Source organism: Gemmatimonadaceae bacterium (genome assembly GCA_035606695.1).
In the GTDB taxonomy this organism is placed as follows: domain Bacteria; phylum Gemmatimonadota; class Gemmatimonadetes; order Gemmatimonadales; family Gemmatimonadaceae; genus JAQBQB01.
In genome coordinates this window covers 139,907-164,250 of record DATNEW010000026.1, presented here as the reverse complement: position 1 = coordinate 164,250, position 24,344 = coordinate 139,907, and the positions used below count along the sequence as shown (strand labels likewise).

Sequence of the window (24,344 nt, the reverse complement as noted above, 5' to 3'; positions counted from 1 at the left end):
GCCGCGCGCTGTCACTCGGGATGACAAAATTGTTATTGCTCGCCGCGAGCGCCCTTCGCGCCCAAGGTGTGATCGCCGGCCACATCATCGATTCGACCACCGCTGAACCCCGCGCCGGCGCGAGCGTCTCGATCGTCGGCACGACACGCGGCGCGATCGCCAGCGAGAATGGCCGTTACGTGATCGCGAATGTCGCGCCGGGTGAAATCACGCTCCGCGCGCGGCTGCTCGGTTATAAGCAAATTGAAAAGCGCGTCGTTGTTTCCGCGAGTGACACCACACGCGTCGATTTCGCGCTCGCGACCGAAGCCACGGTGCTCGGCGCCGTGCGCACGGAAGCACGCTCCGTCGAACGCGACGCATTCGAATCGCGGCCGAGCGTAGGCACGGTGCAAATCACGGCGCGTGCGGCCGAGGGTGTGCCGAAGTTCGCGGAGCCGGACATCATTCGCGTCGTGCAGCTGCTGCCGGGCGTCGAGGCACGCAACGACTTCTCGACCGGGCTGAACGTGCGCGGCGGCGAGGCGGATCAGAATCTCATTCTGATGGACGGATATCCGATCTACAATCCGTTTCATCTCGGCGGCTTGTTCAGCACCTTCATCGATCCAACCGTCGGCGACATCACGCTGATGACCGGCGGCTTCCCTGCCCGCTACGGCGGCCGCCTGTCGAGTGTGCTCGACGTGCATTCGGCTGAAGAGCTGCGCACCGGCGTGCACGGTGCGGCCGACATCTCGGTGCTCGCCTCGACCGGTGAGCTCGGCGGGGCGTTCGCGCAAGGCAAAGGCAGTTGGATGATCGCCGGGCGTCGCACGTACGCCGACAAATTCGTGAAGCTGATCAACCCGAACGATCAGCTGCCGTATCACTTCCGCGACGAGCAAGCGCATTTCAGCTATGCCTTCACGCCGAGCACGAAGCTGACGCTCACGGCGTACGATGGTCGCGACCAACTCGATGCGAACATCGCCACGTTGGGCGACTCGGCAACCGCGAGCGGCGGCGCGTTTCAGTTTGGTTGGGGCAACCGGGTCGTCGGCGCATCGCTGTCCAAGTCGTTCGCGACGCGCCGGCGTTCGGCGCTCGGACGCTTCTTTCTCGGCGACAGCACGACGCTCGAGGAGCGTGCGTCGCTGACGACGTTTTCGACGACACTGGATCTGGGTGACGGCACGCTGACGCTCGCGAATCACGTCAGCGAACGTCGCCTCGCGGGAAGCGTGACCGCGCACACGTCGTCACACGACCGCTCGTTCGGCTACGACGTGTCGGCGTACGGCTTCACCTATGACGCCGTTTCGGAGCAGACCCAAACGTCGCTGTACGATCTTCGCCAGCATCCAACGTCCGCGGGATTGTACTTCGACGATCTCTGGCGCGCGTCGCCCAAGTGGCTCGTCGAAACAGGCGTGCGCGGCGAAGGGCTCACTGGCCGAGCCTGGACGGGCGTCTCGCCGCGCGTGTCGGCGAAGTATTTCCTCACGCCGGACTTCGCGCTGACCGGCGCCGTCGGCCGATTCACGCAGTGGACACATTCCCTCGCGCGCGAAGACATTCCCGTACGCCTGTTCGACTTCTGGGTCGCGAGCGATGCGACGACGCCTGTGTCGAGCGCGTGGCATTACATCCTTGGCTCGGAGCGCTGGCTCAGCCCAACGCGCTACGTGCGCGTGGAAGGATTCTACAAGAAGTACGGCACGCTCCTCGAGGCGAATCCGCAGGAAGATCCAAATGTGCGGGGCGACGAGTTCTTTCCCGTGAACGGCGACTCGTACGGGATCGACGTGCTGTTGCGCCAATTCGAGAAGGGGCCGCTCAGCGGCTGGATCGCGTACACGTATGCCGTCGCGGCCCGGCAGCTGGACACGCTCCGGTACTTTCCGGGACACGACCGGCGCCATGACGTCAATGTCGTCGCGCAGTGGCATCTGGCGCGATATGTCCTCGGCGTCCGTTTCGGCTATGCGACCGGCACGCCGTACACCGACATCGTTGGCCAGATCGTGCGGCGCGTGTACGATCCCGGACTCAATGCGTACGGCACGCGCGGCGGCGGCGCCATCGTGGAATTCGTGGGCGGCGCCCGGAACGCCGCGCGATTGCCGACGACGCAGCGGCTCGACGTCGATGTGACAAGAAATTATCACGTCGGAGGCACGACGATCGCCCCGTTTCTGAGTTTAGTAAACGCATATAACGCCAAGAATGTGTTTCTGTACGTGTTCGACTACACCACCAATCCGCCGACGCGCCAGGCGATCTCGCAATTCCCCTTCCTCCCGTCGGCCGGTGTTTCGATCAAGTTCTAGACTCCTCCTGGCGCTGTGCGCGTTCGCGCTCACCGCGTGCGAGTTCGACAAGATCGACCTCTCGCGCACGACGCCGACCATCGTCGTGCACGCGGTCCTGAACACCACCGCTCCGAACCAGGTCGTGCTCGTCGAGCGCACGTTGACCGGCGCGATCACGGTCGTGGACACGAACTTCACGGCCAACGATCCCATCGCGAGCGCGGGCGGCGACCCGGTGAGCGGCGCCATCGTCGAGATCATCGATTCCACCGGCAACGCCATCGCCGGCCTCGAGGATCGCGTGACGCGATCCGACCACTTGGGCGCCGGCGTGTATCGCGTCCCGCTCGCCGGCACCAACCTTCGGCTGGGCGCGCGATATCAGCTGCGCATTCGCACCGACAGCCAGACGGTCACGGCGTTCACGCGCATTCCTGCGCCGGACGTCACGTCGTCGGGCGGTTTGACACGTCCGTTCAATCGCGATCGCGACACGATGGTCGTGAAGTGGAATCCGGCGGCGATCGCGCGCAGCTACGCGGTGCGGATCGAGAGTCCGTTCAGCCCATTCTTCCTCTTCACCGACAGCACGCACGTGCGGATCACCGGTGACATTCGAAATCCGTTCGCGAGCGATCTCGAGCGCGTGTTGTTCCCGGGCTTTCGCCAGGACATGCTCGTCGCCGCCGTCGACTCGAACTTCTACGACTACTATCGCACCGGCAACGATCCATTCACGGGCAGCGGTGTCATCAGCCGCGTGACGAATGGACTTGGGATGTTCGGGTCGCTGGTGCCGCTGACGAGCGGCACGCTCACGGTGACCGCGGACCAGACCGAGCCCATCGAAGGCCGCTTTCGTCTGCAGCAGACGTCGACGAGCGATCCATCGCCCGTAGCGACCCAGTTCGTGCTCTACATCGAATCGAAAGCCGCGAAAGCGAATGCTCCCGACGCATTGAGCGGGCGCTTCAACTCGAACACGCCGTCTCCGCGCACGGACGGCGTGATCGGCGAGCAGCTCGGCAACGCGATCACGCTCGCGCTGCTCAACAATCAACGCGTCGGCGACACGCTCGACGTGTTCAGTGGCACGCTGCAGGGCACCACGCTCACGGGGACGTATCGCAAGAAGGGCACGACTGCCGTGTTCATCAAACAGTAGTGCTGGTGTCCGCCGCAATGCTCCACGCCAACCGGTACCGCCGCTGCTCCTGTTATGCCGCCGGTTGTCCCCGTGCGGCGATCGCGTCGATGAACGCGCGAACTTCGTCGCCGTCCATGCGCGTCGGCTCGTCGACGTCGCCGGCGCGGCGCTGTACGCCGCGGACGACCGCGTCCACGGTGACGAGCGGCGCGTCCGCCTCGGCGACGACGTTTGACTCCCATTTACCGCGATCGGGACCTTTGAGCGTCAGGCGATAGCGTGCGGTGTACACGACCGGACGAACGTTCGCGGCGCCGGCGTCATCAGGCGTCGCCTCCGGCCACGCCGCGACCACCGCGACGCCGCTCTCGACTCCGCCCTGCTTGATCGGCGAAAAGAAGTGCACTTCGGCGATTCGCTCGGCCGGCACCTGGGCGGCGATCGTCTTTAGAAAACGCTCACGCGTTTCGGTCAGGACGCCGGTCATCGCGCGGCGGGCTGCGACGTACCGCCGGCAATCGCGCGCGATTCGAGCTCGCGCTCGACGTACAATCTGAGAATGTGCATGAAGTCCTGGGCGTTCGTGACGACACCGAACGCCTGGTGAGTACCGCGGTCTTTGAGTTTGCTGACAACGAACTCCGACGAATCGACGCAGATCGTCGGCAGCTCGCGCATCATCCCGTCGTCCTGCTGCACGAACGCGGGCAGCATGTTCCCCGTCGCGATGGCGTGCAACGCCGTCGCGATCATGATGGCGAACGTCGCCTTGATGGCGTGCACTCGCATGGCATCCTGCGCCGCGAGCATGTCGGTGATGACGCCGGGCAGCGGTCCGTCATCGCGAATGGAGCCGGTCAGCACGAACGGCACGTTGTGCTTGACGCACGAATACATGATGCCGTCGGTGATGATGCCCTTCTCGACCGCGTTCGCGATCGACCCGGCGGCGCGCACCATGTTGATGGCGCGCATGTGCAGTCCGTGACCGCCTTGCGTGATCTCCCCGGTACCCGTCATGCCGAGCGTGGTGCCGTAGATCGACGCTTCAATGTCGTGGACCGCGACCGCGTTTCCGGCGAGCAGCGCGCCGACGTAGCCGTTCGCGATGAACCAGCTCATGTCGCTGCGTGCACGAGAATGAACGAGCGCCGGCCCCGTGACCCACACCGGGTACCCGCCCCGCTCCTTCTCCTCGACGAGCAGCCTGGCCATGTTCGCGTAGTCGATCGGCTTTTCGCGCGAGACTTCGCTCGACATGAACGTGAACGCGTCGGGATCGACGCCGTGCGGCACCATGTGCGTCTGCACGAAGATGCCCTGGCTGCCGTCTTCCTTGTCGCCGACCGCGACGAGATCGCCCGCTTTGAGGCGGCGCCCTTCGCGAACGTAGACAGTGCCGTCGCGCATGAGCACCAGGCCGGAATCCATGCGCGGTTCGCGCGGCGCGACCCACTGCCCGTTCACGCGAACGAACGTCGGAAGGTTGGTGGTCGAGAAGAAGCCCTCGGGCAGCACGCCGTCGACGGGAGCGGGAACGAATCGCGCGTCGGGAACGTTGGCAAAGCGCGAATCAGAGAAGTCGGGAGGCGAGAAGGTGGCCACGCCCGCAATTTCGCCGGGCGTGACCAAGGATGCTAGCGGTGATACCGCGCCACGCTGCGCTTGACGGGTCCGTTGTCTTGCGGCGTCTCGGTGACGACGAGGAGATCGCCGTTCGTGTCCAGCCATAGCGTCATTCGGCCGTTGACTTGAATCAGACCAGACTTCGGCCCCGCCGCCAAGGCGAAGTCAACGTGGCCGCTCCTCCACTGGGCATTCAGCGCGACGGTGTCGCGTGTCACGGTCATGGCATACTCGACGCCCTTGATGATCATCGTTCCCGCGATCGGCCCGCGCACGCGCAGCGCGCCGGCGCTGTCCGGTTCGGCGATCTCGAACGTGATCGAGCCCGAGTCCTGGACGAACTTCAACGCGCGATCGGTCTGCTCGAGCGTGTAGGTCTCCTGCGGCTTCCCGCTAACCGAGTCGTACGACACCCAGCGGCCGGAGATGTTCGGGACGCGCTGCGCGCCGGCCGCGGTGGCCGCGAGTGTGAGCGCGGCGCCAAGGGCGAGTGAGCGACGTGGCATGGGTGTACTCCGCGTAGGGTGTTGAACGACTGGCGTCGCATGCATGGCGATCGGCGATGTCATCGACGAAGGCGATGCTGCCGACGATCGGCCCGATGGCCCCGATGGCCCCGATGGTACTGATGCCGCTGATGTCGCTGATGCCGGCGCGGGTACCGACGCGGCGGGCGCGTGGCGCGGCACGGCGATCACGAGCACGACGAGCAGCGTTGCGACCGCCGCGAACCACGATCCGCCGAGCTCCACACGCGAATTCGGTCCGAGGATGATGCGCTCGACGCGGCGCCTGAGCGGTCCGCCGTTCGCCGCCGCCGACAGCGCGAGACTGGCGCGCGACTCCTCGAGCATGAGGAGCATCGTTCCGTATCGCACACGGTCGGCGCCCGAGACGAGGATGGCAAGATCGTCGCAGCAGTTCTCACGTTCTTCGCGAACCCGCGCCGACGTCCACCACGCCGCCGGATGAAAGAAGAGCAGCGTCTCGACGCTCGTCTGCGCGAGATTCACGATCGTATCGTACCGGCGAATGTGCGCGAGCTCGTGCGCGATCATCATCTCGAGCTGCGCCGGTGCCGCGCTCGCGAGCAAGCTGATTGGAACCAGGACCATGGGCTCGATCCAACCGACGACCATCGGCACGTCGACGCGCGCCGACTGGACAATGCGAACGGCGGCGCGAATACCAAGTCGTTGGGCAAGCTCGCCGGCGACTTCGCGGAGCTCGCCGGCGACCGCCGAGATACCGCGGTGTCCGAGCCGCCAGACATGCATGACGCCGACGCATGTGCGCAGCGACAAGAGGGCGATACCGAGCAGCCACGCGGCGACGAGCCACGGCAGTGCGCGGTCGATGTGGACGCGCAGCGAACCGGCGCGCGACGTGAGCGACGGCGATGCCGCCGCCCGCGTGCGCTGCACCGCAACGCGCATCGTGGATGCTGCGGGAGCCGCCGACGAAACAGCCGGCGTTGCATCGATCGCGAACGGCCCACGTTCCGCGTTGAGCGGCGCCGATCGATGAATGGTGAACAGCGTCGTGGCGACCGGCGCCGCGACCATGAGGCCGAGAGCCGAGAGCGCGATGAGATACCGCGTGGCCGCGGACGCGCGTCGCGTCATCCACAGCGCGAGGGCGGCCACGATGGCGATCACACCGCCTTCCCACGCGGCATGCACGAGCGTCCAACCGATGACGTCAATCATCGCGCTCCTCCTCTTCCTCGCGGCGCTTCATCGTGTCGAGCAGTCGGCGGATTTCCTTGATCTCTTCCGGCGATGCACGCCGCGTGGACAGGGCTTGCATCACGAGACCGGCGGCGGAGCCGTCGAAGGCGCTCTCGACCAGGTCGCTCACCAAGCGCCGCTTCACGGCCGTTTCGTGCACGGCCGCGGCGTACACGTGCGAGCGCGACGATTCGTCGCGCGTGACCAAGCCTTTCTCCGCCATGACCTGCAGCGTCTTGAGGACCGTCGTGTATCCGATGTCGCGCCGTCGCTTGATGCGCTCGTGCACGTCGCGCACGGTCTGGGGCCCGTGACGCCACAGCAGGCGCAGGAGCTCGAGCTCGGCGGGCGTGGGGACGGGGTGGGCGGACATGTGACGCAATCTACGACGGCTCTCGTACTTGTCAATACGAGAGTCGTCGTACTTCGGGTCGAAGCCGCCTGACCACGGCCAGGAGCGGACGGCCACGGACCGGCACGGAGACGGCGTCAGCACGTGCGTTGCACGTGAATTCATTTGAAAAAAACTCAGGATGCTTCGCGTTCCGAAGCATCCTGAGGGTCTCGTTCTTTCGCCGTCGTTCACCGTTCATTCAAGTTCCGTCACAGTTCATTCACACGACACGGCAGTTCACGGTGAACGCCGTCTCCGTGCCGTTCTGTGCTCGTCCGCCGGCGTCCGTGGTTACGGGTACGACAACACGCACCCACCCGCCCCACCATTGAACGCATTGCTCCACAGCGTTTGCACCGGGAACGTTCCCGTGCTGAGCGTGATCTTCGCCGACGCGCCCTGGCCCGATGAAATCCACGCGCACTTGTCGCCGTTCTCCGCACCGCTGCTGTCCAGCCAGCCGCCGTTCGGGAACTGATCGGAGATCGTCTCGGCCAACTCGTGACCGCCGACGATCGTGACCCCCGCGTTCGCGCCCATGTTCAGGAAGTTGGCGCCGCAGCTGGCACCCGCATCCGTGATGTACGGCAGGTTCGTGTACGCGACGTTGCCGGCCGTCGACGACGTCGAGCTGTGATACGCGCAATACTGCGAACCGAAGCCCGAGGAGTTGGCACCATGCGCCGTGGCGATGACGTACTGCGAGCTCACGTTGCTCGACGCCGTGGTATTCCCGAAATGATTCGCCGCACGCACCGCCTCGGCCGCGAGCTGCGACTGCGAGGGACGCCGCGGTGCCGCGGAGGCGTTGTCGAACCACACACCGATCAGAATGTTCGCGGGATTTCCGGCGTGCGTGCCCGACGAGCCGCATTGCACCGTACCCACCGCGACGCCCTGGCAGTACTGCGTCACGCTGTTCAACCAGCTGCTGCCGCCGACGCCTCTCAGGAAATTCTGAACGAGCGTTGCTTCGCCCGACGGATCGTTGCTCCACTGGGAGCCGTAGAAGACCACGTACACACGCGGCGACGTTTCGACGCCGATACCGCCCACACCGCCGTGATACGTGAGATTCGCCCCGGCGGTGGCCGCCGCTCCGGTGGCCGCGTTGCCGTGACTCGCGCGGAATGCATCCATCCCGTCGATCGTCGGGTGAATGATCGCGTGATCGAGCACCTCGTCATTGTCGTTGCCTTGCCCATTCCCCTTGTCGAACGTGGCGGAGATGTCTCGTGGCGCAGGTGGCGCCACGGGACTCGGCGATTTCTCCGAGCACGCGGCAAGGAACATCAGGGACACGATGGCGCCGGCAAACCGCGCGGCGTGGGGGCGGGGGCGGGGGCGGGAACGATGATGCATCTGCGGATTACTCCTGCGAACGATGACGCGTGCAGTCGTAAGCGACGCACGCAAGCAAGCACACCACGGCATCGTGATGGTCAAGCACACACTGGGTGTTTCAGTTGTTCATCGGTGGCGCCTTCGCCAGCCAGTCTTCCGACCGCGACGTTCCAGGACTTTGTGAGGCTCGCTCCGCCTCGCGCGCGTGCAACGCAATGCAACTCAACGCCCGCGCATGGGGGCCGATTTTACGGCGTACAGAAACTGTTAGCTAGATGTTTACGAACAGCGACGCACTAAGATTTTGTAATCTGGGAACTTTTTTGAAGCGGCCTGAAGAGCAGCTAGAGCAGCGCCACGGGGTCCCGATCGAGGGTGACGCGCATCTCTCCGTCCTTCGGCACGGGGAAGCGCTCCAGGAAATAGCGGCCGAGCCGGGTGAGGTCCGCGGCGCGTTCCGCCTTGAGCAGCACGTGCCAGCGCCAGCGGTTCTTGATCCGCTCCACCGGGCACGGCGCCGGTCCTATGATCGAGAGGCCCGCCATCGGTCGCTTGCGAAGCAAGCCGTGCAGCCACGTCGTCGCCGCCGTCGCGAGTGCGGCGGTTCCCGCCTCGGTCTTGCCGCTGAACACCACGTTCGCCAGCCTCACGTTGGGCGGATACGCGGGCGTCACCCGCCCATCCAGCTCGAGCCGCGCGAACGTATGGTAGTCGTGCGACACCGCGCATCGCACGGCGTGATGATCCGGCACGCGCGTCTGAATGAACACGCGGCCGCCCTTCGGACCACGTCCCGCGCGGCCCGCCACCTGGCTCAGGAGCTGAAAGCACCGTTCGCTCGCGCGGAAGTCGGGCAGATTGATCCCGACGTCGGCGTCCACCACGCCGACCAGCGTCACATTAGGAAAGTCTAAACCCTTGGCGATCATCTGCGTACCCAGCAGGATGTCGACCTCCCCGCTCGCAACGCGATCCAGAATCTCGGCGTGCGCCCACTTGCCGCTCGTCGTGTCGACGTCCATGCGGGCGATGCGCGCGCTCGAGAAGCGGTCCGCCAGCAGACGTTCGACTTGCTGCGTACCCAACCCGCGCTGGCGCAACACGGTCCCGGCGCACTGCGGGCACACGTCGCGCAGCGGCTGCGCGTGCTGGCAGTAGTGGCAGATGAGCCGCTCCGGCGTGCGATGATACGTCAGGCTGATCGAGCAATTCGGACACGTCTCGACGAAGCCGCACGCGCCGCACTGCACGAAGCTCGCGTACCCGCGGCGGTTGAGCAGGAGAATGCTCTGCTCCTTTTTCTGCAACCGATCGGACAGCGCGCGCTCCAACTCCTCGCTGATCACGAGCCGCAGCCAGGAACCCGCGTCCTCGGCTTCTCGCTTCGCCTTGCCGGCGTCGCGGCGATCGATCACGTCGACTTTCGGCAGCTTGCCCGCGCCGACACGATCGGGCAGCTCGAGCAACTGATACTTTCCGCCGTGCGCGTTGGTCCAGCTCTCGAGGCTCGGTGTCGCGCTGCCGAGCACCACGATCGCGCCCTCGGCGCGCGCGCGAACGATCGCGACTTCGCGAGCGTGATAGCGCGGCGTCTCGCCCTGCTTGTAGCTCGACTCGTGCTCCTCATCCACGACGATGGCGCCGAGGTTGGCGAGCGGCGCGAAGATGGCGGAGCGTGCGCCGACGGCGATGCGCTTGCGTCCCTCGCGCAGGGCGAGCCATTCGTCGTATCGCTCGCCGTCGCTCAACGCGCTGTGCAGCACGGCGATCTCGTCGCCGAACACGGCGCGAAAACGATCCACCGTCTGCGGCGTCAACGCGATCTCCGGCACCAGCACGATCGCCGACTTCCCCTGCTCCAGCACCACGCGGCGCAGCAACTCGATGTAGACGAGCGTCTTTCCGCTGCCCGTGACGCCGTGCAGCAGGAACACCTCACCGGGAGCGCCGGTGTGCAGGCGATTGATCGCGTCGCGTTGCGCCGCCGACGGTTCGTGCCGCGCCGCCGCTTGCACCGCGCGCCACGCGAATGGATCGCGCGAGATGACTTCGGTTTCGACCGACACGATGCCGCGCGCGACGAGCGCCTTGAGCACCGACGGCGAGAAGCTCAGTCGATCGGTGAGATGCTCGACCGCGACGCGTCCGCCGAGCGACTCGATGAGCTCGAAGAGTGCGCGCTGCTGCGGCGCGCGCGCGAAGATTCGCTCACGGTGAATGAGCGACGGCAGATCGCGCCGCAACTCGGCGACACGGCGCGTGCGGCGCACGGGTTCGGGCGTCGCATGCGACGAGAGCGCGGCGGGCAGCATGCTTCGAAGCGCGAGTCCGAGCGGGACGATGTAGTACTCGGAGAGCCAGCGCGCGAGCGCGAGCATGCGCTCGCTCATCACGGGCTCGGCGTCAGGGAGCGCCTGGACGCGTTTTGGCTTGACGCCTTCCTTCGGCTCGCCGACTCCGACGATGATGCCGACTTCCTTGTGCGTGCGGAATGGCACGACCGCGCGCATCCCGATGCGCGCGCGCTGCGCGTCGGCGTCGTCGACTTCGTAGGTGAAGTTGCGGAAGAGCGGCAACGGGAGGGCGACGTCGACGAGCATGGCCTAGCAAGTTAACGCGGGGGCACCGAGCGATCGTATGCCTCCCCGCGCCTCTTTGGGTCATGGTCCGATCGCGTCGCGCGCAGAACGGATCATGCGCGACCCGACGTTCCTCTCTTGTATAAACCCAACCGTTGGGTTATATATCATGCCGGCTGTGCTGCGTCTCGGCGGCTTCCGCGTTCTCGTTCTGTTTCCGCCGCGCGAACATCCGCCCCCTCACGTGCATGTGGTAAATGCCGACGGGATTGCGGTCATTCAACTGGTACAGGAACGCAAGTGCCAGACAACGATGCGGGTTGATGGCATGAAGCCAAGAGACGTGCGAAAGGCCGAGCAGATCGTCACCGAGCACACGGCGCTACTGCTGAAGCGTTGGAGAGAGATTCATGGCTAGACGATTCAAGACCGGGTCGCCGCGCGCGGCCTCAGCGTGCTACGATGCCCACCGGCACCGCATCGTCATAGAGCTCACGAACGGGTTTTTCGTCGGCGTGCCGATCGCCCGCCTCCGAGAGATTCGAGAGGCCGAGCCCGAACAGATCGCGGACATCGAAGTGATCGGTAAAGGCAACATCCTGCATTTCGAGGCACTTGACGCCGACTACAGCGTGCCGGCGCTGGTCGTCGAGGCGATCGGCCAAAGACTCGCCGCGCGTGAGTTCGCTCGCGTCGCGGGTGGGTCGACGTCGGACGCGAAAGCTGCGGCTGCTCGAGCGAATGGAAAAAAAGGTGGAAGGCCGCGGAAACGCGCCGCTTCAACGGAGTAACAACGCGCGGCGAATGGCGCAGCGCTAGCGCAGTCTCGCCCGCTCCAACCGCACCACTCCGTTGGGATCGATCACCGCCATGTAGATCACACCGGGCCCGAACCCCGCCACACTGCGAAACCTTGGCAATTGGACGCGGTCGATTACCACACCGCGGCGATTCACCACGTCGTACACCGGGCGACCGTCCGCGATTTGCGTCGTGCGAATCCAGAGATTGCCGTCCTCGTCACTCTCGACCGAATGCTCGCCGAACGCCGGAGCATAATCGGCCACCTCAGCGAGCCCCGGCCGCACGGCGATGTTTGGCGTCGGCGACGGATACCGACCCGCGACGCCGCCGCGACCCGCACCGCTGCCTCGGCCGCCGGCGACACGCTCATATTGGTCTTGCCGTTGCGCGACCGCCGAGTCGATCAACTGCCGCTTGCGTGCGTCGTCGACGTGCTGCCAGTCGAACGGAATTTTCGGCGACGACGACCAGTGGCCCGATGGATCGAGCCAATCGATGTGAAAATCGCGGCCGCGCACCACGGCGAGCGTCCCGTCGCGCAGGAGTATCCACTGGTCGATGATCGGCATCGGATCGGGCGTCGTCTCGATCGCGCTCGCCGAGCCGGTTTCGTCGAGCTTGATTTGCCTGCGGAATTTCGGAATGTGAAGCCACGCGAGTGTGTCGAGCCCGCGCGTCTGCGGATCGACACGTACGATGACGCTCGAATCGAGCCGCACACCGTCCGGCCGCAGGAAGTCGGGCATGTTGTGATTGAGCATCGCGCCGACCTCGGTCAGCTTGCCGTTCTCCACCAGCGGCATGCCGGTGCGCAGCGTCAGAACACCGCCAAGCACGCCGCGCCCGCCGAAGTACACGAGTCGTCCGCGCGGATCGAACGCGGACACGCCGCCCCAGCTCGCGGCGAGCATCGGCGCTTCTTCGGGACGCGGCATCGCCATGATGCGCCCGAGAACGCCGGCGGGCGTGATGATGAACATCGACAGCGAGGATGGCACCATGAGCAGCGCGGTGTCGCCACGATAGCGCACGAGCGTCGACCAGCTGTAGCTGTAGGTGTTCGCCGTGGCATCCGTCGAGTCGGCGACGACGGTGGCGCGCGAGAGCGTCGAATCGAGCAGGAGCACTCGCCGGCCGCGCGTGTCGTTGATCAACACGCGTCCGCCGGGCATCGCCAGCGCATTCGTCACGCTCGCGAGAACCATAGACGTGGGCGTCATGTGCTCGAGCACACCGATCTGGCGAATTTGCGGCGGCGCCTGCGCGTCCGCTGCCGATGCCGTCAGCACAATGACAAGAATTAGCAATCTCATATTGCCCTTAATGGATGCGAGCACGCTCGAGGTGAACGGCTCCGGTCGGATCCTGCACGGCCATGTAGATGACGTCGCGGCCAAACCCGGCAATCGTGCGGAAGCTCGGCAATTGCACCCGATCGATCAGTTCGCCCCGTCGATTCACGACGTCGTACACAGGTCGACCACCGACGAGCGTCGACGTGCGAATCCACAGGTTGTCGTTCATGTCGGCGAACGCCGCGTTCGCTCCGAACGGCGGCACGTAATCGGGCACGTCCTGGATCTCGGCGCGGACGATTATTCCTGGAACTTCTTGGCCGCCCATCCCACTGCCGACGCCGCCACTACGCCCTCCGCCGCCGCGTCCACCGCCGCCGCGTCCCGGCCCAGACTGAGTCGCACGCCGGCGCGCCAGGCTGTCCCTCCGCGTTTGATCTTCCTTCGTCGCCGAGTCGATGATCGCCATCTTGCGCGCGTCGTCGAGTCGCTGCCAATCGAACGGCAGCTTCGGCGCAGACGTCCAGCGACCGCCGGCCGCCAGGAAATCGACGTGAAAATCCCGCCCGCGGACGATCGCGACGGTCCCATCGCTCAGCACCGCCCACGCGTCGACGACGGGGAGCGGACGGTACGTCTGCTCGATCGCGGTGTTGTATCCGTCGTTGTCGAACACGAATCGCTGTGGCGTGTATGCGATCTTGATCGCCGCGATCGTGTCCGTGCGGCGCGCGGAGAGATCGACCGCGACCAGGAACGCGCTGTCCGGCTTTGGAATCTTCTGCTTGCCGGTCATGGCGCGGCCGCTCGCGTCCGTCGCGCGCAACGTGCCAATACAGCACCGCACGACGATGCCTTCCGGTCCAGCGGCGGTGTGATAGACGAGACGGCCGTGCACGTCGAATCCGGGAAGTCCAAAAACCGGGAACAGATGCTGCGCGTCATCAGGGTGCGGCACGGCAAGGATGCGCCCCAGCCGGCCGTCGGGGCGGACGACGATCATCGACAGCGATCCGACGTCGACGAACAATGCCGAATCACCGCGGAAGTGAATCAACGAGCCGACCTGCCGGCTGTACGCCTCCAACGTGGCGTCCGTCGTGTCGGCAATGACGATCGGGTGCGACAGCGTCGAATCGAAGACCAGGAGCCGCCGGCCACGCGCATCGTTCACCAGGACGCGGCCATCGGGCAGCGGAATCGCGCCGGTGGCGCTGGCCAGCGAATCCGTCGTCATGTGTTCCAGGCGGCCGATCTGGCGAACGGCGGGCATCTGCGCCCTTAGCGCGGGAGCCATGACGAGTGCTGTAATGAGCATTCTCATATCAGGCCCTAGTGGATACGAATCCGCTCGAGATGGACGAGACCGGCCGGGTCCTTGACCGCCGTGTACGCCACACCGGGACCGAATCCCGCGATCGTACGAAATGCCGGCAACTGCACGCGATCGACCAGCTCGCCGCGACGATCGACCACGTCATACACCGGCCGGCCGTCCGCCATGGCGGTCGTGCGAATCCAGAGATGGTCGTCCGCGTCAGCGATCGCGCCGCCTTCCTCGAACGGGCGCTCGTAGTCGGGGACGTCCGATACGTCGGCGCGCGCGGTCACTTCGGGAATCGGAGTGCCGCCGCGTCCGGGCCGCGCACCGCCGCCACCTCCGCCACCGCCGCCGCGCCCACCGCCGCCACCGCCGGGGCGCGCAGCCGACCGGGTATTGAGACGCTCGTCGATCGCCTGCTCGGCTCTTGCACTCGAGTCGATGACGGCGAGTTTGCGCGCGTCATCCACACGACGCCAGTCGAACGTGAGCTTCGGCGACGCGCTCCATCGGCCGTCGGTGCCGAGCCAGTCGATGTGGTAGTCTCGACCACGCACGACAGCGAGCGAACCATCGATGAGCACCGCCCACGCATCGACATACGGGTACGGCATGCGCACGCGTTCGATCGCTTGCACGTACCCTTGCTCGTCGAGCCGAATGCGCTGCTTCTCCCATTCGAGCTTGATGGCTGTCAGTGTATCGGAAGCGCGCGTCTCGAGATCGACACGCACCAGGAATCCACTGTCCGGCTTCGGCACGGGCCGCGAGCGCTGCGATCCGTCACCCATGCGCGCGGGACGCTCGACGCAGCACAGGATGAACGTGCCTTCCATCCCGGCAGGCCCGTGATAAATCAATCGGCCCGCGGCGTCGAAGCCCGGCAGACCGAACACACTCCCGATGAGAAATTGCGCCTCGTCCGGATTCGGCACCGCCTTCACACGTACGATCTTTCCCGACGGATCGATGACGAGCATCGACAGCGATGCGATGTCGACGAAGATCGACGTGTCGCCGCGATAGCGGACGAGCGTGCCGGCATCGCGACCATACGCGTTGGATGTCGCGCCCGTCGTATCGGCGACGACGATCGGATGAGCGAGCGTCGAGTCGAACAGCAGCAACCGGCGGCCGGTGATGTCGTTCACCAGCACTCGGCCGCCAGGGAGTTGCAGCGCGTTCGCGGCGCTGGCGAGCGAATCATGCGTCGCGTGCTCGAGCCGCCCGAGCTGGCGAACCGCGGGGCGTTGCGCACCGGCCTCGATCGCAAGCAACGCGGCACTCGCGAATCCGCTCACCACCATACGTGCGAGTTTTCGCATGGTCACCTGATCCGCGCTCGCTCGAGCCGGACGATTCCCGCGGAGTCCTTCACCGCCATGTAAATCACGCCGGGGCCGAACCCCGCGAGGCTGCGAAACGCCGGCAACTGCACTCGGTCGATCACTTCGCCGCGCCGGCTGACGACGTCGAACACCGGCCGGCCGGCGACGACGTTCGTCGTTCGAATCCACAGATTGCCGTCCGCGTCCGCGTTGAGGATCGGACCGGAGTTGATCAGGTTTGGCCCACCGGCTTGCGACGGAAACGGCGGCACGTAATCGAACACGCTCGAGAGCGGCGGTGCGACCGCGACAATCGGCGCGAGGTCGCCGCCGCCTCGACCGCTCCGTCCGCCACCGTTCACGACGCGATCGTACTGCGCCTGCCAGCTCTTGACGGTCGAGTCGATCAACGCCTGCTTGCGCGCGTCGTCCAGACGCCGCCAATCGAACGCCATCCTCGGCGTGGAGCTCCATGTTCCGTCAACGCCCAGCCAGTCGACGTGATAGTCGCGCCCGCGCACGATCGCGACGGTACCGTCGTGCAACACGATCGAATGATCGACCACCGGCAGCGGATCCGGCACGTTGACGATCGACGTCAAGTGTCCCGCGTCGTCGAGTTTCAGCTCACGATCGAGTTTTGGTATTCGAAGCCACGCAATCGTGTCCAGTTGCCGCGTCGGCGGATCGACGCGGAGCAGCGGCGCCGAATCCGTCCGCTCGGCCCAGCGCGTCATCTGGTCCTTGAGAATGAGATCCCCGCGGCCGAGCATGAGAATGCCGGGCAACAGGCTCAGCGCGTTGGAGTAGATGAGCCGTCCGCGCGCGTCGACGCCGCTGCCGGCGGCGATCATCGCTTGCGCGTCGTTGGCGCGTGGAATGGCCATCACTCGTCCAACCGCTCCGCGCGGTCCGATCACAAACATCGACAGCGACGTTTGATCGATCAACAGCGCGCTATCGCCGCGATAATGGATCAGATTGGCCGGACGTTGTCCGTAGATGTTCGCCGTGGCGGCCGTCGTATCGGCAACGACGGTCGCGTGCGCAAGCGTCGAATCGTACCGCAACACGCGATGGGCGATGCGATCGTTCACGAGCACACCGCCGTCGGGCATCACGAGCGCCGACGCGATACTGGCCAGCGAATCGGTCGTGACGTGCTCCAGGCGGCCGATCTGCCGCACTGGCGGCGGCGCCTGGGCACCGAGCGCCGCGCCGGCGAAGGCGACGGCGGCCGTGATGAGTATTCTCATAACACCCTCAATGGATTCGCGCCCGCTCGAGGTGCACACGCCCGGTGCGATCCTCGAACGTCATGTAGAGTACGCCATTCCCGAACCCGGCGATCTCGCGAAACGCGGGCAGCTGCACGCGATCGACGAGCGCACCGCTCCTGTTCACCACGTAGTAGACCGGTCTGCCGTCGACGACGGTCGTCGTGCGGATCCACACGTTGCCCTCGCTGTCGGGATGGATGGAGAAATCGGAGAACGGCGGCAAATAATCGGGCAGTTCCGCGGTCGACTCGGCCAGCGCGATCGTCGGAATCGCTTCCGCGCCGCCGCGTCCACGGCCCGAGCTCCCTGAGGCACCGCTCTGTTGACGCGCGTCCTCGTCGAATTGCCCCTGCCAATGCGCGACGACCGAATCGATCAGGGCGCGCTTTTGCGCATCATCCACACGCCGCCAATCGAACGCGATCTTCGGCGACGACGTCACGCGCCCCGCCGGGTCGACCCAGTCGACATGAAAGTCGCGTCCACGCACGATCGCCAGCGTGCCGTCGGGCAGAACCGTCCACTCGTCGATGAGCGGCAATGCGTCCGGCGTCAACGTCATCGCCGTCACGAATCCCTGCGCGTCCGCCCTGAAGCCGCGACGATAGTTCGACGTCTTCACCCATGCGACGGTGTCGAGCAATCGGGTCGCCGGGTCGGCTCGCACGACGGCCGCGGTGTCCGACGTTCGTAATTGTTGCAACAGCGACTCGCCGATCGGCGTCGGGGCTCCATCCGCATAGACCTGGAGTTTGCCAGACAGCGAAATCACGCCGGGCAAGCCGCTCGCGTGACCGAGATAGATCAACCGCCCGCGCGAATCGATGCCGGGCGCCGCCCATCGACCCGGCTTGAGGCCCGCGACGTCGCGCGCGCGCGGAATGGCCATCGTCCGCGCGATGTTTCCGGTCGGACCGATCACGAACATCGACAACGTCGAGGGGACGATGAGAAGCGCACTGTCTCCGCGATATCCGATCAGCGAAGCTAGGCTTTGCCCGTATGCGTCGGCGGTCGCACTCGTCGTATCCGCAACCACGACGGCATGGCCGAGCGTCGAATCCAGGAGCACGATCCGACGCGCGATGACGTCGTTGACCAAGATTCGGTTGCCGGTGAGGCCGACCGCGGAGAAGACGCTCGCCAGGCCGGCGGAGTCCGCCGATACGGCCTCGAGTTTCCCGATCTGTCGAATCGCAGGCGCTTGCTGCGCACGAGCGCCGGCCGCGACGCACACCGCCAATGAGAGAACTGGAATCGGCCGCATCAGCGACCTCCCCCGCCCCGTCCACCGCCACGCTCGGCCGCCACGCCGGCCGGCGGCGGGAACACCGGCGCCGAGAGATTCGGGGTGCCGGATCGCACCGCCAGGAGAAACCGTTTGTCGAGATGCGACGCCGTCAACGGCGGCAGCTTGCGCCGTTGGGCCGGCGTCAACACGCCGCTGAGCATCGGTGCCAGCTTGATCAACAGATCGACGGATGCCTCGCGCGCGTGCACGTATCGCACGTACGCATCGTGCTGGCTGTAGCGCTCCGGCAGCGATGCGTACGTGCGAACCACCGGCCCCCAGATCGAATCGAGTCGCACGAGATACCAGCGATTCAACGTCGCGATGCTGTCCGCCTGCGGTCCGGTGAGCTTGAGCGTGTCCGCGCTGCGCAGAATGGTCGCCATGGGATTGATCAAGCCGCCCATTCCGTACATCGCCCGCAACTCGGCGGCAGTGGCCTTTGGTCCCGCCGTGGTGCGTCCCTGATCGAGCGTGCGTGTGAGTGCCTGGCGCTCGCGCGTCGGGCCGAGATCGACTCGCACGAGCGCCGTGATCGCCACGGGACTGCGCAGCGCGCTCGCCGCCGGGCTGGTGTTGCCGAAACGTGGATTCACCTGATAGGTGAATCGCCGCGCCTGCGGGTCGAACCCGCGCACGTACAACAACTGATTGTCGGGCAGGACGAACTGTCCCCAGCCGTGAATGTGATTCTGGCCGTGCAGCAGCAGGTCTGCGCCGGCGAGCGGATTAGAGATCGAGAAACTGAGCATCGTACGCTCTGGCATCCGCACGGCGATCGGATTGAAGTCCACCCGGAGCGTCGCGGTCGACGTCCACGGTGCCTCGCAACTGTTGCGCGCCGCGAGCGCGCCGAGCTGGCGAGTCAGGCAGCTTCGCGCGCCGGGCGAACTGTTCGCCAGGAGACTCGACATCGCCTCGCCGACCGCGGGGTCCGAGGCATGCGCTGGATCGAAGACGAATGCGCGATCGTTCGACGCATACCCGTCGCCGTTCACGTCGCCCGCAACAACCGGCGTGTACGGCAACCTGGACAGAAAAGTTTGAAACCAGTTGAGGCGGATGACGTCGAACAGGTTATACCCGACGTTCCCTTGAAGCTGATGCCGCCAATCGAATGACGCCCGACCCGTCGCGATCGCGAACGGATCGCCGACGGTGCTGGAGAATCCATTCGTGCGCTCGCGTACGCTGTTCAGCGTGTAGGTAATTCCCCACGTGTAGTGCGTGTTCGCGCCAACGGGTACCAGCGAGAACTGCAGTTGCCGAGTTGTCGAAGAGAGCTCCGAGCGCAGCTCGGTCACGTGATTGAACTGCGCCGCGACGCGCCCATCGCGCAGCGCGATCGCGCCGGTCCCCGGCACGATGCTCGACGGATCGACGAACACCGGGCGCCGCGCCTCGTCGGCCAGTGTGAAGCGCGACGTGGGCTGCAGGTTGAGATCGACGAATCCCGGCAGCTGCTGGTTGATCGAATAGATGCCGCCGATGGTGAGCAGCGCGCGATTATCCAGCACCGCGCCGCTCCACTGAAGATTTGAGCGCACGCTGCGCGGCGCCGCGTAGTTCGGCGAAAAGAGCGTGACGTTCGGCGCCGAGCTCGCGAACGCGGTACCGGTCGTCCCGTCGGCACAGGCGCTTGGAATGTTCGCGGTGTTCGCGAATGCACTCCAATTCGGGACCGGCGCGGCTGCGCCGGTGCAGCTCACCTGCTGAACGCCTGTGGCGAGTCCGTTCGTCACCAACGGCTGGCTCACGAGCGACGGGTTCGGCGTACCCTGAAACACACCGATGCCGCCACGAACCACGGCGCGCGGCGCCCGCGCCGCACCGCTGAAGGCCGCGATCTCGGGTGTCGTCCCGTATGTCCACGCGAATCCGAGTCGCGGACTGACGACGGCACGGCTCGGCAGCGCGGTATTAGAGATATTGAATAGGCGGCTCACGTCCGCGTTGGCCGCCGGCGAGTCGACGAAATGGTTCATGTCGAGCCGCGCGCCATATGTGATCTGGAGATCGTGCGTGGGGCGATACGCGTCGCCGAGCGCGACGCTGCCGAGCCATTCGCCTTCGTGCGAGCTGATCGTCGACAATTGTCGCGTGAACGACGCGTCACGTCCAGCCGCCAGGTCGGCGAGCGAGTTGAACGTGAAGGTGCCGAGCGTGTTCGATCCCTGGTCGGCGTCGTACCCGTCGCGGCGCAGGTCCGTCGTCAACTTCACGCGATGCTTGTTGTCTTCGCTGAACCATGACAGTTGGTTCGTCGCCTCGAGCACCGTCGTGGTCGACCGGAATTCCGTGGACGCGCCGCCGAACAACACCGGGGTCACGCCGCCCGTGCCATCGTCGAACGTCGAGGCCACCAAGACCCGCCCAGACGGCAGATCGAGGTATGGCGTCGAGAATCGCCGCGCCGCCGACGCCGAAAGGCCGCTTTCGCTGAGGACGAAACCGTAGTACGCCGAATGGTGCGCCTGAACCCCGCTGTTCCAGCTCGTGTTGTCGAACGCCGACGACGGCACGCCGGTCGTGGACAACTGTGCCGGCGACATGCGATTCCACGCGCCGTTCATCGTGACGTTGAACGCCTGTCCGCTGTTGGACGTCGGCGGCGTGAAGTCGAAGCTCCCGAGCACCACTCCCTGATCGCCCAGCCGGCTGCTCGGAAAGCGGTCCACCGTCGCGGGCACTCGTGCGTTGCCGAGAATGCCGACGAGCCGCGCGACCGAGTCCGTTGAAATCCCGACGGTGCGCAGTCCGAGCGGATCGGTGTTGAGCAGCGTGTGCAAGTCATTCGACGAGCGGCCGAGCTGATATGAGAAGTTGTAAAACGCTTCGTCGAAGCGAATTGGTCCCGACATGCCGCCGCCGAGATTGGCGTTGGTGTACTCCTGGCCGAGCGAGTGCCCCACACGGTCCGTCCACTCGAGCGGCGGCGTGTTGAGCAGCAGACTGCCGGTGCGCCGAATGAAGTTCGATCCGGAACTGATTCGCACGTTCGTGTGGCCGCCGCTGAACTGGCCCTGCGATACGTCGTACGGCGACAGCGCGACACTCACCGTGAAGTCACCGTCGCGCGGCAGGTCGGTGGCAACGCTGTTCATGCCGTTGAGCGACAGCGAGTTCTGCGTTGGATCGAGGCCGAGCGCCGAGTAGCCGGAGGGATCGCCGTCGACGCCGGGGATGAAGAGCAAACCCGGCGTCGTCGCCGCCATCACCGTCAGGTTGCCGAGATTCTCGATCGCCACGTTGGACGTGTTCACGACGCGATCGAGCCCGCTGATGTCGCTCGCGCTGTCGGTGCGCTGCGGCCGGTCGCGCTTGCCGAGCGTGACCATGGTGTCGAGTGTTGAAGACGAAAGCGTCAGCCGGACGTCCCCAATGAGAATATCCTCATCAGCCGTACGCTTGAGCTCGAAGCGCCGCGGCACGTAGCCGATCGCGCGCACGGTGATGAAGTAGTCACCCTCCCCGCCCGGGAACGTGATCGTGTAGCGCCCGTTGCGATCGGTGCGCCCGGTGCGATTGACGCCGCCGGAGAGCGTCGTCGCGATCACCGTCGCGCCGTTCAGCGGCTCGTCGGTACCGGACGCGCTCACTCGGCCGCGAATGACGTCGGCTTGCTGGGCGCCGAGGGCGGATTTAGGCGTGAGCGCGGCCGTCGCAATGACAAGAGCCATTGCGAGCGTACCCCGGAATCGATCGATCATCCCCCGCCTCTCGCTCGGCCGCGAAGTCCGATGAGTTGGTCGGCAGGCACGAATACGCCATCGGGACCCGCGGTCGCAGACGAGATGCTCGCGGGATCGAGATACGACCGAATGGCGGGCGGGAGCAAACTTCGCTGGCGTGACGACAGGAGTCCGGCCAAGGCCGGGACCAGCTCGTCGAGCGCACGCACCGTGCGGGCCGGCGCATCCGGAACGGGATTGTTTAGAGAACTATCACCATCGCCCGAGTGCACGGAGTAGTACGCCGACACCGGCGACCAGATCTCGTTCAGCCGGATCATGTACTTCCGGTTGAGCGTGGCGATGCTGTCCGCTTGCGGTCCGCTGAGCTGGAGGGAGTCGGCATCGCGCAGGAGCATCAACATCGGATTGATGATGCCACCGGGGCCGAAGCGCAGCAGTGAGGCGATGGCGTAATGAGAGAGTTGTGAAGTGTGGCCCGCCGAACGCGCGCGTGGCGACCGCACGTCGCGTGGCGTCACGGCTGCGTCTTGACCCGGCGACGCGGCTTTCGCGTCGCCCGGCGTGTCTCGTAACGCGGTGGCCGGCGGTGCTTCTACCACGAGAGTCTTCGCCACGCGCCGAACGGGCGCCGCGGCGCCGATGCTCACCGCCATGATCGAAAACAGCGCCACGACAGCGCCGCGCTGCGGCCACGCGACGGTCGATCGGCGATGCAACGGGTCGAGGATCGCGACGAGCCGCCCCTCGAACTCCTTGGGCCGCGCCATCGCGAGCGCCACCGACGGCGTGCGCCGACCGAAGCTGGTGACCATGTCGAGCAGGTGCTGCGCATATTCGCTGGGACGCACGCCGGCGCGCAGCACCATCTCGTCGCTCGCGAGCTCGCTCTCGATACGCAGTTTGCGCGCCGCGGTCCAGATGAATGGATTGAACCAGTACGCCACGCAACCCAGTGCGGCGATGCCGTGGCCCAGGAGATCGCGACGCCGAATATGGGCGAGCTCGTGAAGGAGCACCGCGCGGCGCCGTTCTCCGGTCCACTCCTTTGCAGATACAGGCAGCACGATCGCCGGCGAAAGCGTGTCGAACGTGAACGCCATCTCGACGTCCGGGCTCATCACGAGACGGGGCAATTCGTCGACGCCGAGCCGCCGTGCGGCATCGTGGAGCGCGTGTAGCCACTCCGTAGATTCCAGCGGCTGCGCGCGATGAATGAGCCGGCGAACGGTCGCCAGTCCGGCGAGCAGTCGCACGAGCAGCAGCAGCGCGCCGATCAACCACGCGAAGAACAAGACACGGGTGATGCTCAGATGATTGTGCGTGGATGAAGTCAGGCGAGCCGAGACGGAACGTGATGCATCGCTCGCCGGCGGCGCACCGTCGGCGTTCGGCAGCGATGAGACGCCGACGCCATTCGCCGTCGCGGACACGAGCGTCGACATCGGCGCGGGCAGCACAGCGACGCGCATCGGCATGTAGCGGTCGAACACGGGCACGAGGAGCGCACCGACGATCGCGGTAAGCCACACGAGATGCCGCGCCACGGCCGGTGCGCGATGCAGCACCCGGTCGCCAGTCGCGCCAAGCGCGAGCAGCAGCGTCGTCTTGAGAATGACGATCGCCACGGGACCCAGCGGCGCGAGCAGATCGAGTCTCATTCGTCCTCCTCGCGCTGTTGCGCGCGTCGAATGCGTTCCTGCAGCCGCGCGATGTCGCCGTCACTCAGCTTGCTGTCCGACATCCGCAACACCGCGGCGATGGTCTGATCCGTCGACCCGTCAAAAAAGGTGCGGATGACGTGGCGCAACGCTTCCTCGCGCACGTGCTCCGGACTCGCCGCCGGGAGATACACGTAGCGAAGATTTTCCTCGCGATACCGCACGTGTCCCTTCTCGACGAGTATCGAAAGAATCGACCGCACCGAGGAATAGCTGGGCGGATCGGGAAGGTCGTTCATGACGTCCGCGGCGGTGGCTTCACCGCGGCGGAACAGAATGTCCATGACCTGCCGTTCGCGGCGCGAGAGCGCCGGAAGCGCGGCACTGCGCTTGGGCATGCAAAACCTCAGATGCGGGTTTTTCCGCTACGTGCGGATTATTCCGCATCTGAGACTGTTTGTCAAGAGAAAATTTTCCGCGGGCAAAAAAAGAACACCACAGCGACCACGGACATGATCGGACAACAGCGGATCAGTTGGACACAGCGTTTTGAGTCAA

18 protein-coding genes are annotated in these 24,344 nt (G+C 65.7%); 3 read left to right on the top strand and 15 right to left on the bottom strand.

Translation table 11 applies throughout. The annotated features are described in order from the left end of the window. The first annotated feature begins 20 nt into the window (after window positions 1-20). Both VN706_11835 and VN706_11830 read left to right on the top strand, forming a co-directional pair. A complete protein-coding gene (locus VN706_11835) occupies window positions 21-2,312 on the top strand; it encodes a TonB-dependent receptor (GenBank protein ID HXT16315.1) in 2,292 nt (763 codons plus the stop codon). Next, on the top strand, window positions 2,293-3,459 hold the full coding sequence (locus tag VN706_11830; GenBank protein ID HXT16314.1) for a DUF4249 family protein: 1,167 nt from the start codon (window positions 2,293-2,295) through the stop codon (window positions 3,457-3,459). The genes VN706_11835 and VN706_11830 overlap by 20 nt, the downstream gene beginning before the upstream one ends. A gap of 52 nt (window positions 3,460-3,511) precedes the next feature. Here VN706_11830 and VN706_11825 read toward each other — a convergent pair whose 3' ends face one another. The 6 genes from VN706_11825 to priA form a co-directional block, all read right to left on the bottom strand. Beyond that, a complete protein-coding gene (locus VN706_11825) occupies window positions 3,512-3,928 on the bottom strand; it encodes a hypothetical protein (GenBank protein ID HXT16313.1) in 417 nt (138 codons plus the stop codon). Continuing rightward, window positions 3,925-5,046: a hypothetical protein gene (locus VN706_11820; protein ID HXT16312.1), complete on the bottom strand. Its 1,122-nt coding sequence runs from the start codon at window positions 5,044-5,046 to the stop codon at window positions 3,925-3,927. Before VN706_11820 ends, VN706_11825 begins: the two co-directional genes overlap by 4 nt. 32 nt (window positions 5,047-5,078) lie before the next feature. Beyond that, entirely contained in the window at window positions 5,079-6,776 is a 1,698-nt protein-coding gene (locus VN706_11815; GenBank protein ID HXT16311.1) for a M56 family metallopeptidase, read from the bottom strand. Beyond that, complete coding sequence (locus VN706_11810) at window positions 6,769-7,170, bottom strand: BlaI/MecI/CopY family transcriptional regulator (GenBank protein HXT16310.1); 402 nt, start codon at window positions 7,168-7,170, stop codon at window positions 6,769-6,771. The genes VN706_11815 and VN706_11810 overlap by 8 nt, the downstream gene beginning before the upstream one ends. A 312-nt stretch (window positions 7,171-7,482) precedes the next feature. Then, on the bottom strand, window positions 7,483-8,553 hold the full coding sequence (locus VN706_11805) for a hypothetical protein (protein ID HXT16309.1): 1,071 nt from the start codon (window positions 8,551-8,553) through the stop codon (window positions 7,483-7,485). A 326-nt stretch (window positions 8,554-8,879) separates the two neighbouring features. Then, window positions 8,880-11,135 carry a primosomal protein N' gene (gene priA, locus VN706_11800; protein ID HXT16308.1) on the bottom strand — a complete coding sequence of 752 codons (2,256 nt, stop codon included), beginning with the start codon at window positions 11,133-11,135 and terminating at the stop codon, window positions 8,880-8,882. A gap of 94 nt (window positions 11,136-11,229) precedes the next feature. Between priA and VN706_11795 the strand changes: the two genes are divergently transcribed. Continuing rightward, the gene (locus tag VN706_11795) at window positions 11,230-11,532 is read left to right on the top strand and encodes a DUF4160 domain-containing protein (GenBank protein ID HXT16307.1); all 303 of its coding nucleotides are present in this window, start codon (window positions 11,230-11,232) and stop codon (window positions 11,530-11,532) included. Between the two features lie 31 nt (window positions 11,533-11,563). Here the strand turns inward: VN706_11795 and VN706_11790 are convergent, their stop codons facing one another. From VN706_11790 to VN706_11750, 9 genes are all read right to left on the bottom strand, one after another. Then, window positions 11,564-11,779, bottom strand: a complete 216-nt coding sequence (locus VN706_11790; protein HXT16306.1) for a hypothetical protein — start codon at window positions 11,777-11,779, stop codon at window positions 11,564-11,566. Between the two features lie 150 nt (window positions 11,780-11,929). Beyond that, the gene (locus tag VN706_11785; GenBank protein ID HXT16305.1) at window positions 11,930-13,231 is read right to left on the bottom strand and encodes a hypothetical protein; all 1,302 of its coding nucleotides are present in this window, start codon (window positions 13,229-13,231) and stop codon (window positions 11,930-11,932) included. A gap of 7 nt (window positions 13,232-13,238) precedes the next feature. Further along, window positions 13,239-14,486, bottom strand: a complete 1,248-nt coding sequence (locus VN706_11780) for a hypothetical protein (GenBank protein HXT16304.1) — start codon at window positions 14,484-14,486, stop codon at window positions 13,239-13,241. A 59-nt stretch (window positions 14,487-14,545) separates the two neighbouring features. Then, window positions 14,546-15,859, bottom strand: coding sequence for a hypothetical protein (locus VN706_11775; protein ID HXT16303.1), 1,314 nt, complete (start codon window positions 15,857-15,859; stop codon window positions 14,546-14,548). A gap of 2 nt (window positions 15,860-15,861) precedes the next feature. After that, complete coding sequence (locus VN706_11770; GenBank protein HXT16302.1) at window positions 15,862-17,118, bottom strand: hypothetical protein; 1,257 nt, start codon at window positions 17,116-17,118, stop codon at window positions 15,862-15,864. A gap of 7 nt (window positions 17,119-17,125) precedes the next feature. Continuing rightward, window positions 17,126-18,409, bottom strand: a complete 1,284-nt coding sequence (locus tag VN706_11765; GenBank protein HXT16301.1) for a hypothetical protein — start codon at window positions 18,407-18,409, stop codon at window positions 17,126-17,128. Beyond that, the gene (locus VN706_11760) at window positions 18,409-22,113 is read right to left on the bottom strand and encodes a carboxypeptidase regulatory-like domain-containing protein (protein ID HXT16300.1); all 3,705 of its coding nucleotides are present in this window, start codon (window positions 22,111-22,113) and stop codon (window positions 18,409-18,411) included. The genes VN706_11765 and VN706_11760 overlap by 1 nt, the downstream gene beginning before the upstream one ends. Before the next feature lie 26 nt (window positions 22,114-22,139). Then, entirely contained in the window at window positions 22,140-23,786 is a 1,647-nt protein-coding gene (locus VN706_11755; GenBank protein ID HXT16299.1) for a M56 family metallopeptidase, read from the bottom strand. Continuing rightward, complete coding sequence (locus VN706_11750; GenBank protein HXT16298.1) at window positions 23,783-24,184, bottom strand: BlaI/MecI/CopY family transcriptional regulator; 402 nt, start codon at window positions 24,182-24,184, stop codon at window positions 23,783-23,785. The genes VN706_11755 and VN706_11750 overlap by 4 nt, the downstream gene beginning before the upstream one ends. Between the last annotated feature and the right edge of the window lie 160 nt (window positions 24,185-24,344).

What these genes read in the sequence shown, in the direction of transcription:
- VN706_11805 (HXT16309.1), bottom strand. Translation starts at nt 8,553, where the DNA reads ATGCATCATCGTTCCCGCCCCCGCCCCCGCCCCCACGCCGCGCGGTTT.
- VN706_11810 (HXT16310.1), bottom strand. Translation starts at nt 7,170, where the DNA reads ATGTCCGCCCACCCCGTCCCCACGCCCGCCGAGCTCGAGCTCCTGCGC.
- VN706_11770 (HXT16302.1), bottom strand. Translation starts at nt 17,118, where the DNA reads ATGAGAATACTCATCACGGCCGCCGTCGCCTTCGCCGGCGCGGCGCTC.
- VN706_11760 (HXT16300.1), bottom strand. Translation starts at nt 22,113, where the DNA reads ATGGCTCTTGTCATTGCGACGGCCGCGCTCACGCCTAAATCCGCCCTC.
- VN706_11785 (HXT16305.1), bottom strand. Translation starts at nt 13,231, where the DNA reads ATGAGATTGCTAATTCTTGTCATTGTGCTGACGGCATCGGCAGCGGAC.
- VN706_11755 (HXT16299.1), bottom strand. Translation starts at nt 23,786, where the DNA reads ATGAGACTCGATCTGCTCGCGCCGCTGGGTCCCGTGGCGATCGTCATT.
- VN706_11815 (HXT16311.1), bottom strand. Translation starts at nt 6,776, where the DNA reads ATGATTGACGTCATCGGTTGGACGCTCGTGCATGCCGCGTGGGAAGGC.
- VN706_11795 (HXT16307.1), top strand. Translation starts at nt 11,230, where the DNA reads ATGCGCGACCCGACGTTCCTCTCTTGTATAAACCCAACCGTTGGGTTA.
- VN706_11835 (HXT16315.1), top strand. Translation starts at nt 21, where the DNA reads ATGACAAAATTGTTATTGCTCGCCGCGAGCGCCCTTCGCGCCCAAGGT.
- priA (HXT16308.1), bottom strand. Translation starts at nt 11,135, where the DNA reads ATGCTCGTCGACGTCGCCCTCCCGTTGCCGCTCTTCCGCAACTTCACC.
- VN706_11750 (HXT16298.1), bottom strand. Translation starts at nt 24,184, where the DNA reads ATGCCCAAGCGCAGTGCCGCGCTTCCGGCGCTCTCGCGCCGCGAACGG.
- VN706_11780 (HXT16304.1), bottom strand. Translation starts at nt 14,486, where the DNA reads ATGCCCGCCGTTCGCCAGATCGGCCGCCTGGAACACATGACGACGGAT.
- VN706_11825 (HXT16313.1), bottom strand. Translation starts at nt 3,928, where the DNA reads ATGACCGGCGTCCTGACCGAAACGCGTGAGCGTTTTCTAAAGACGATC.
- VN706_11765 (HXT16301.1), bottom strand. Translation starts at nt 18,409, where the DNA reads ATGCGGCCGATTCCAGTTCTCTCATTGGCGGTGTGCGTCGCGGCCGGC.
- VN706_11775 (HXT16303.1), bottom strand. Translation starts at nt 15,859, where the DNA reads ATGCGAAAACTCGCACGTATGGTGGTGAGCGGATTCGCGAGTGCCGCG.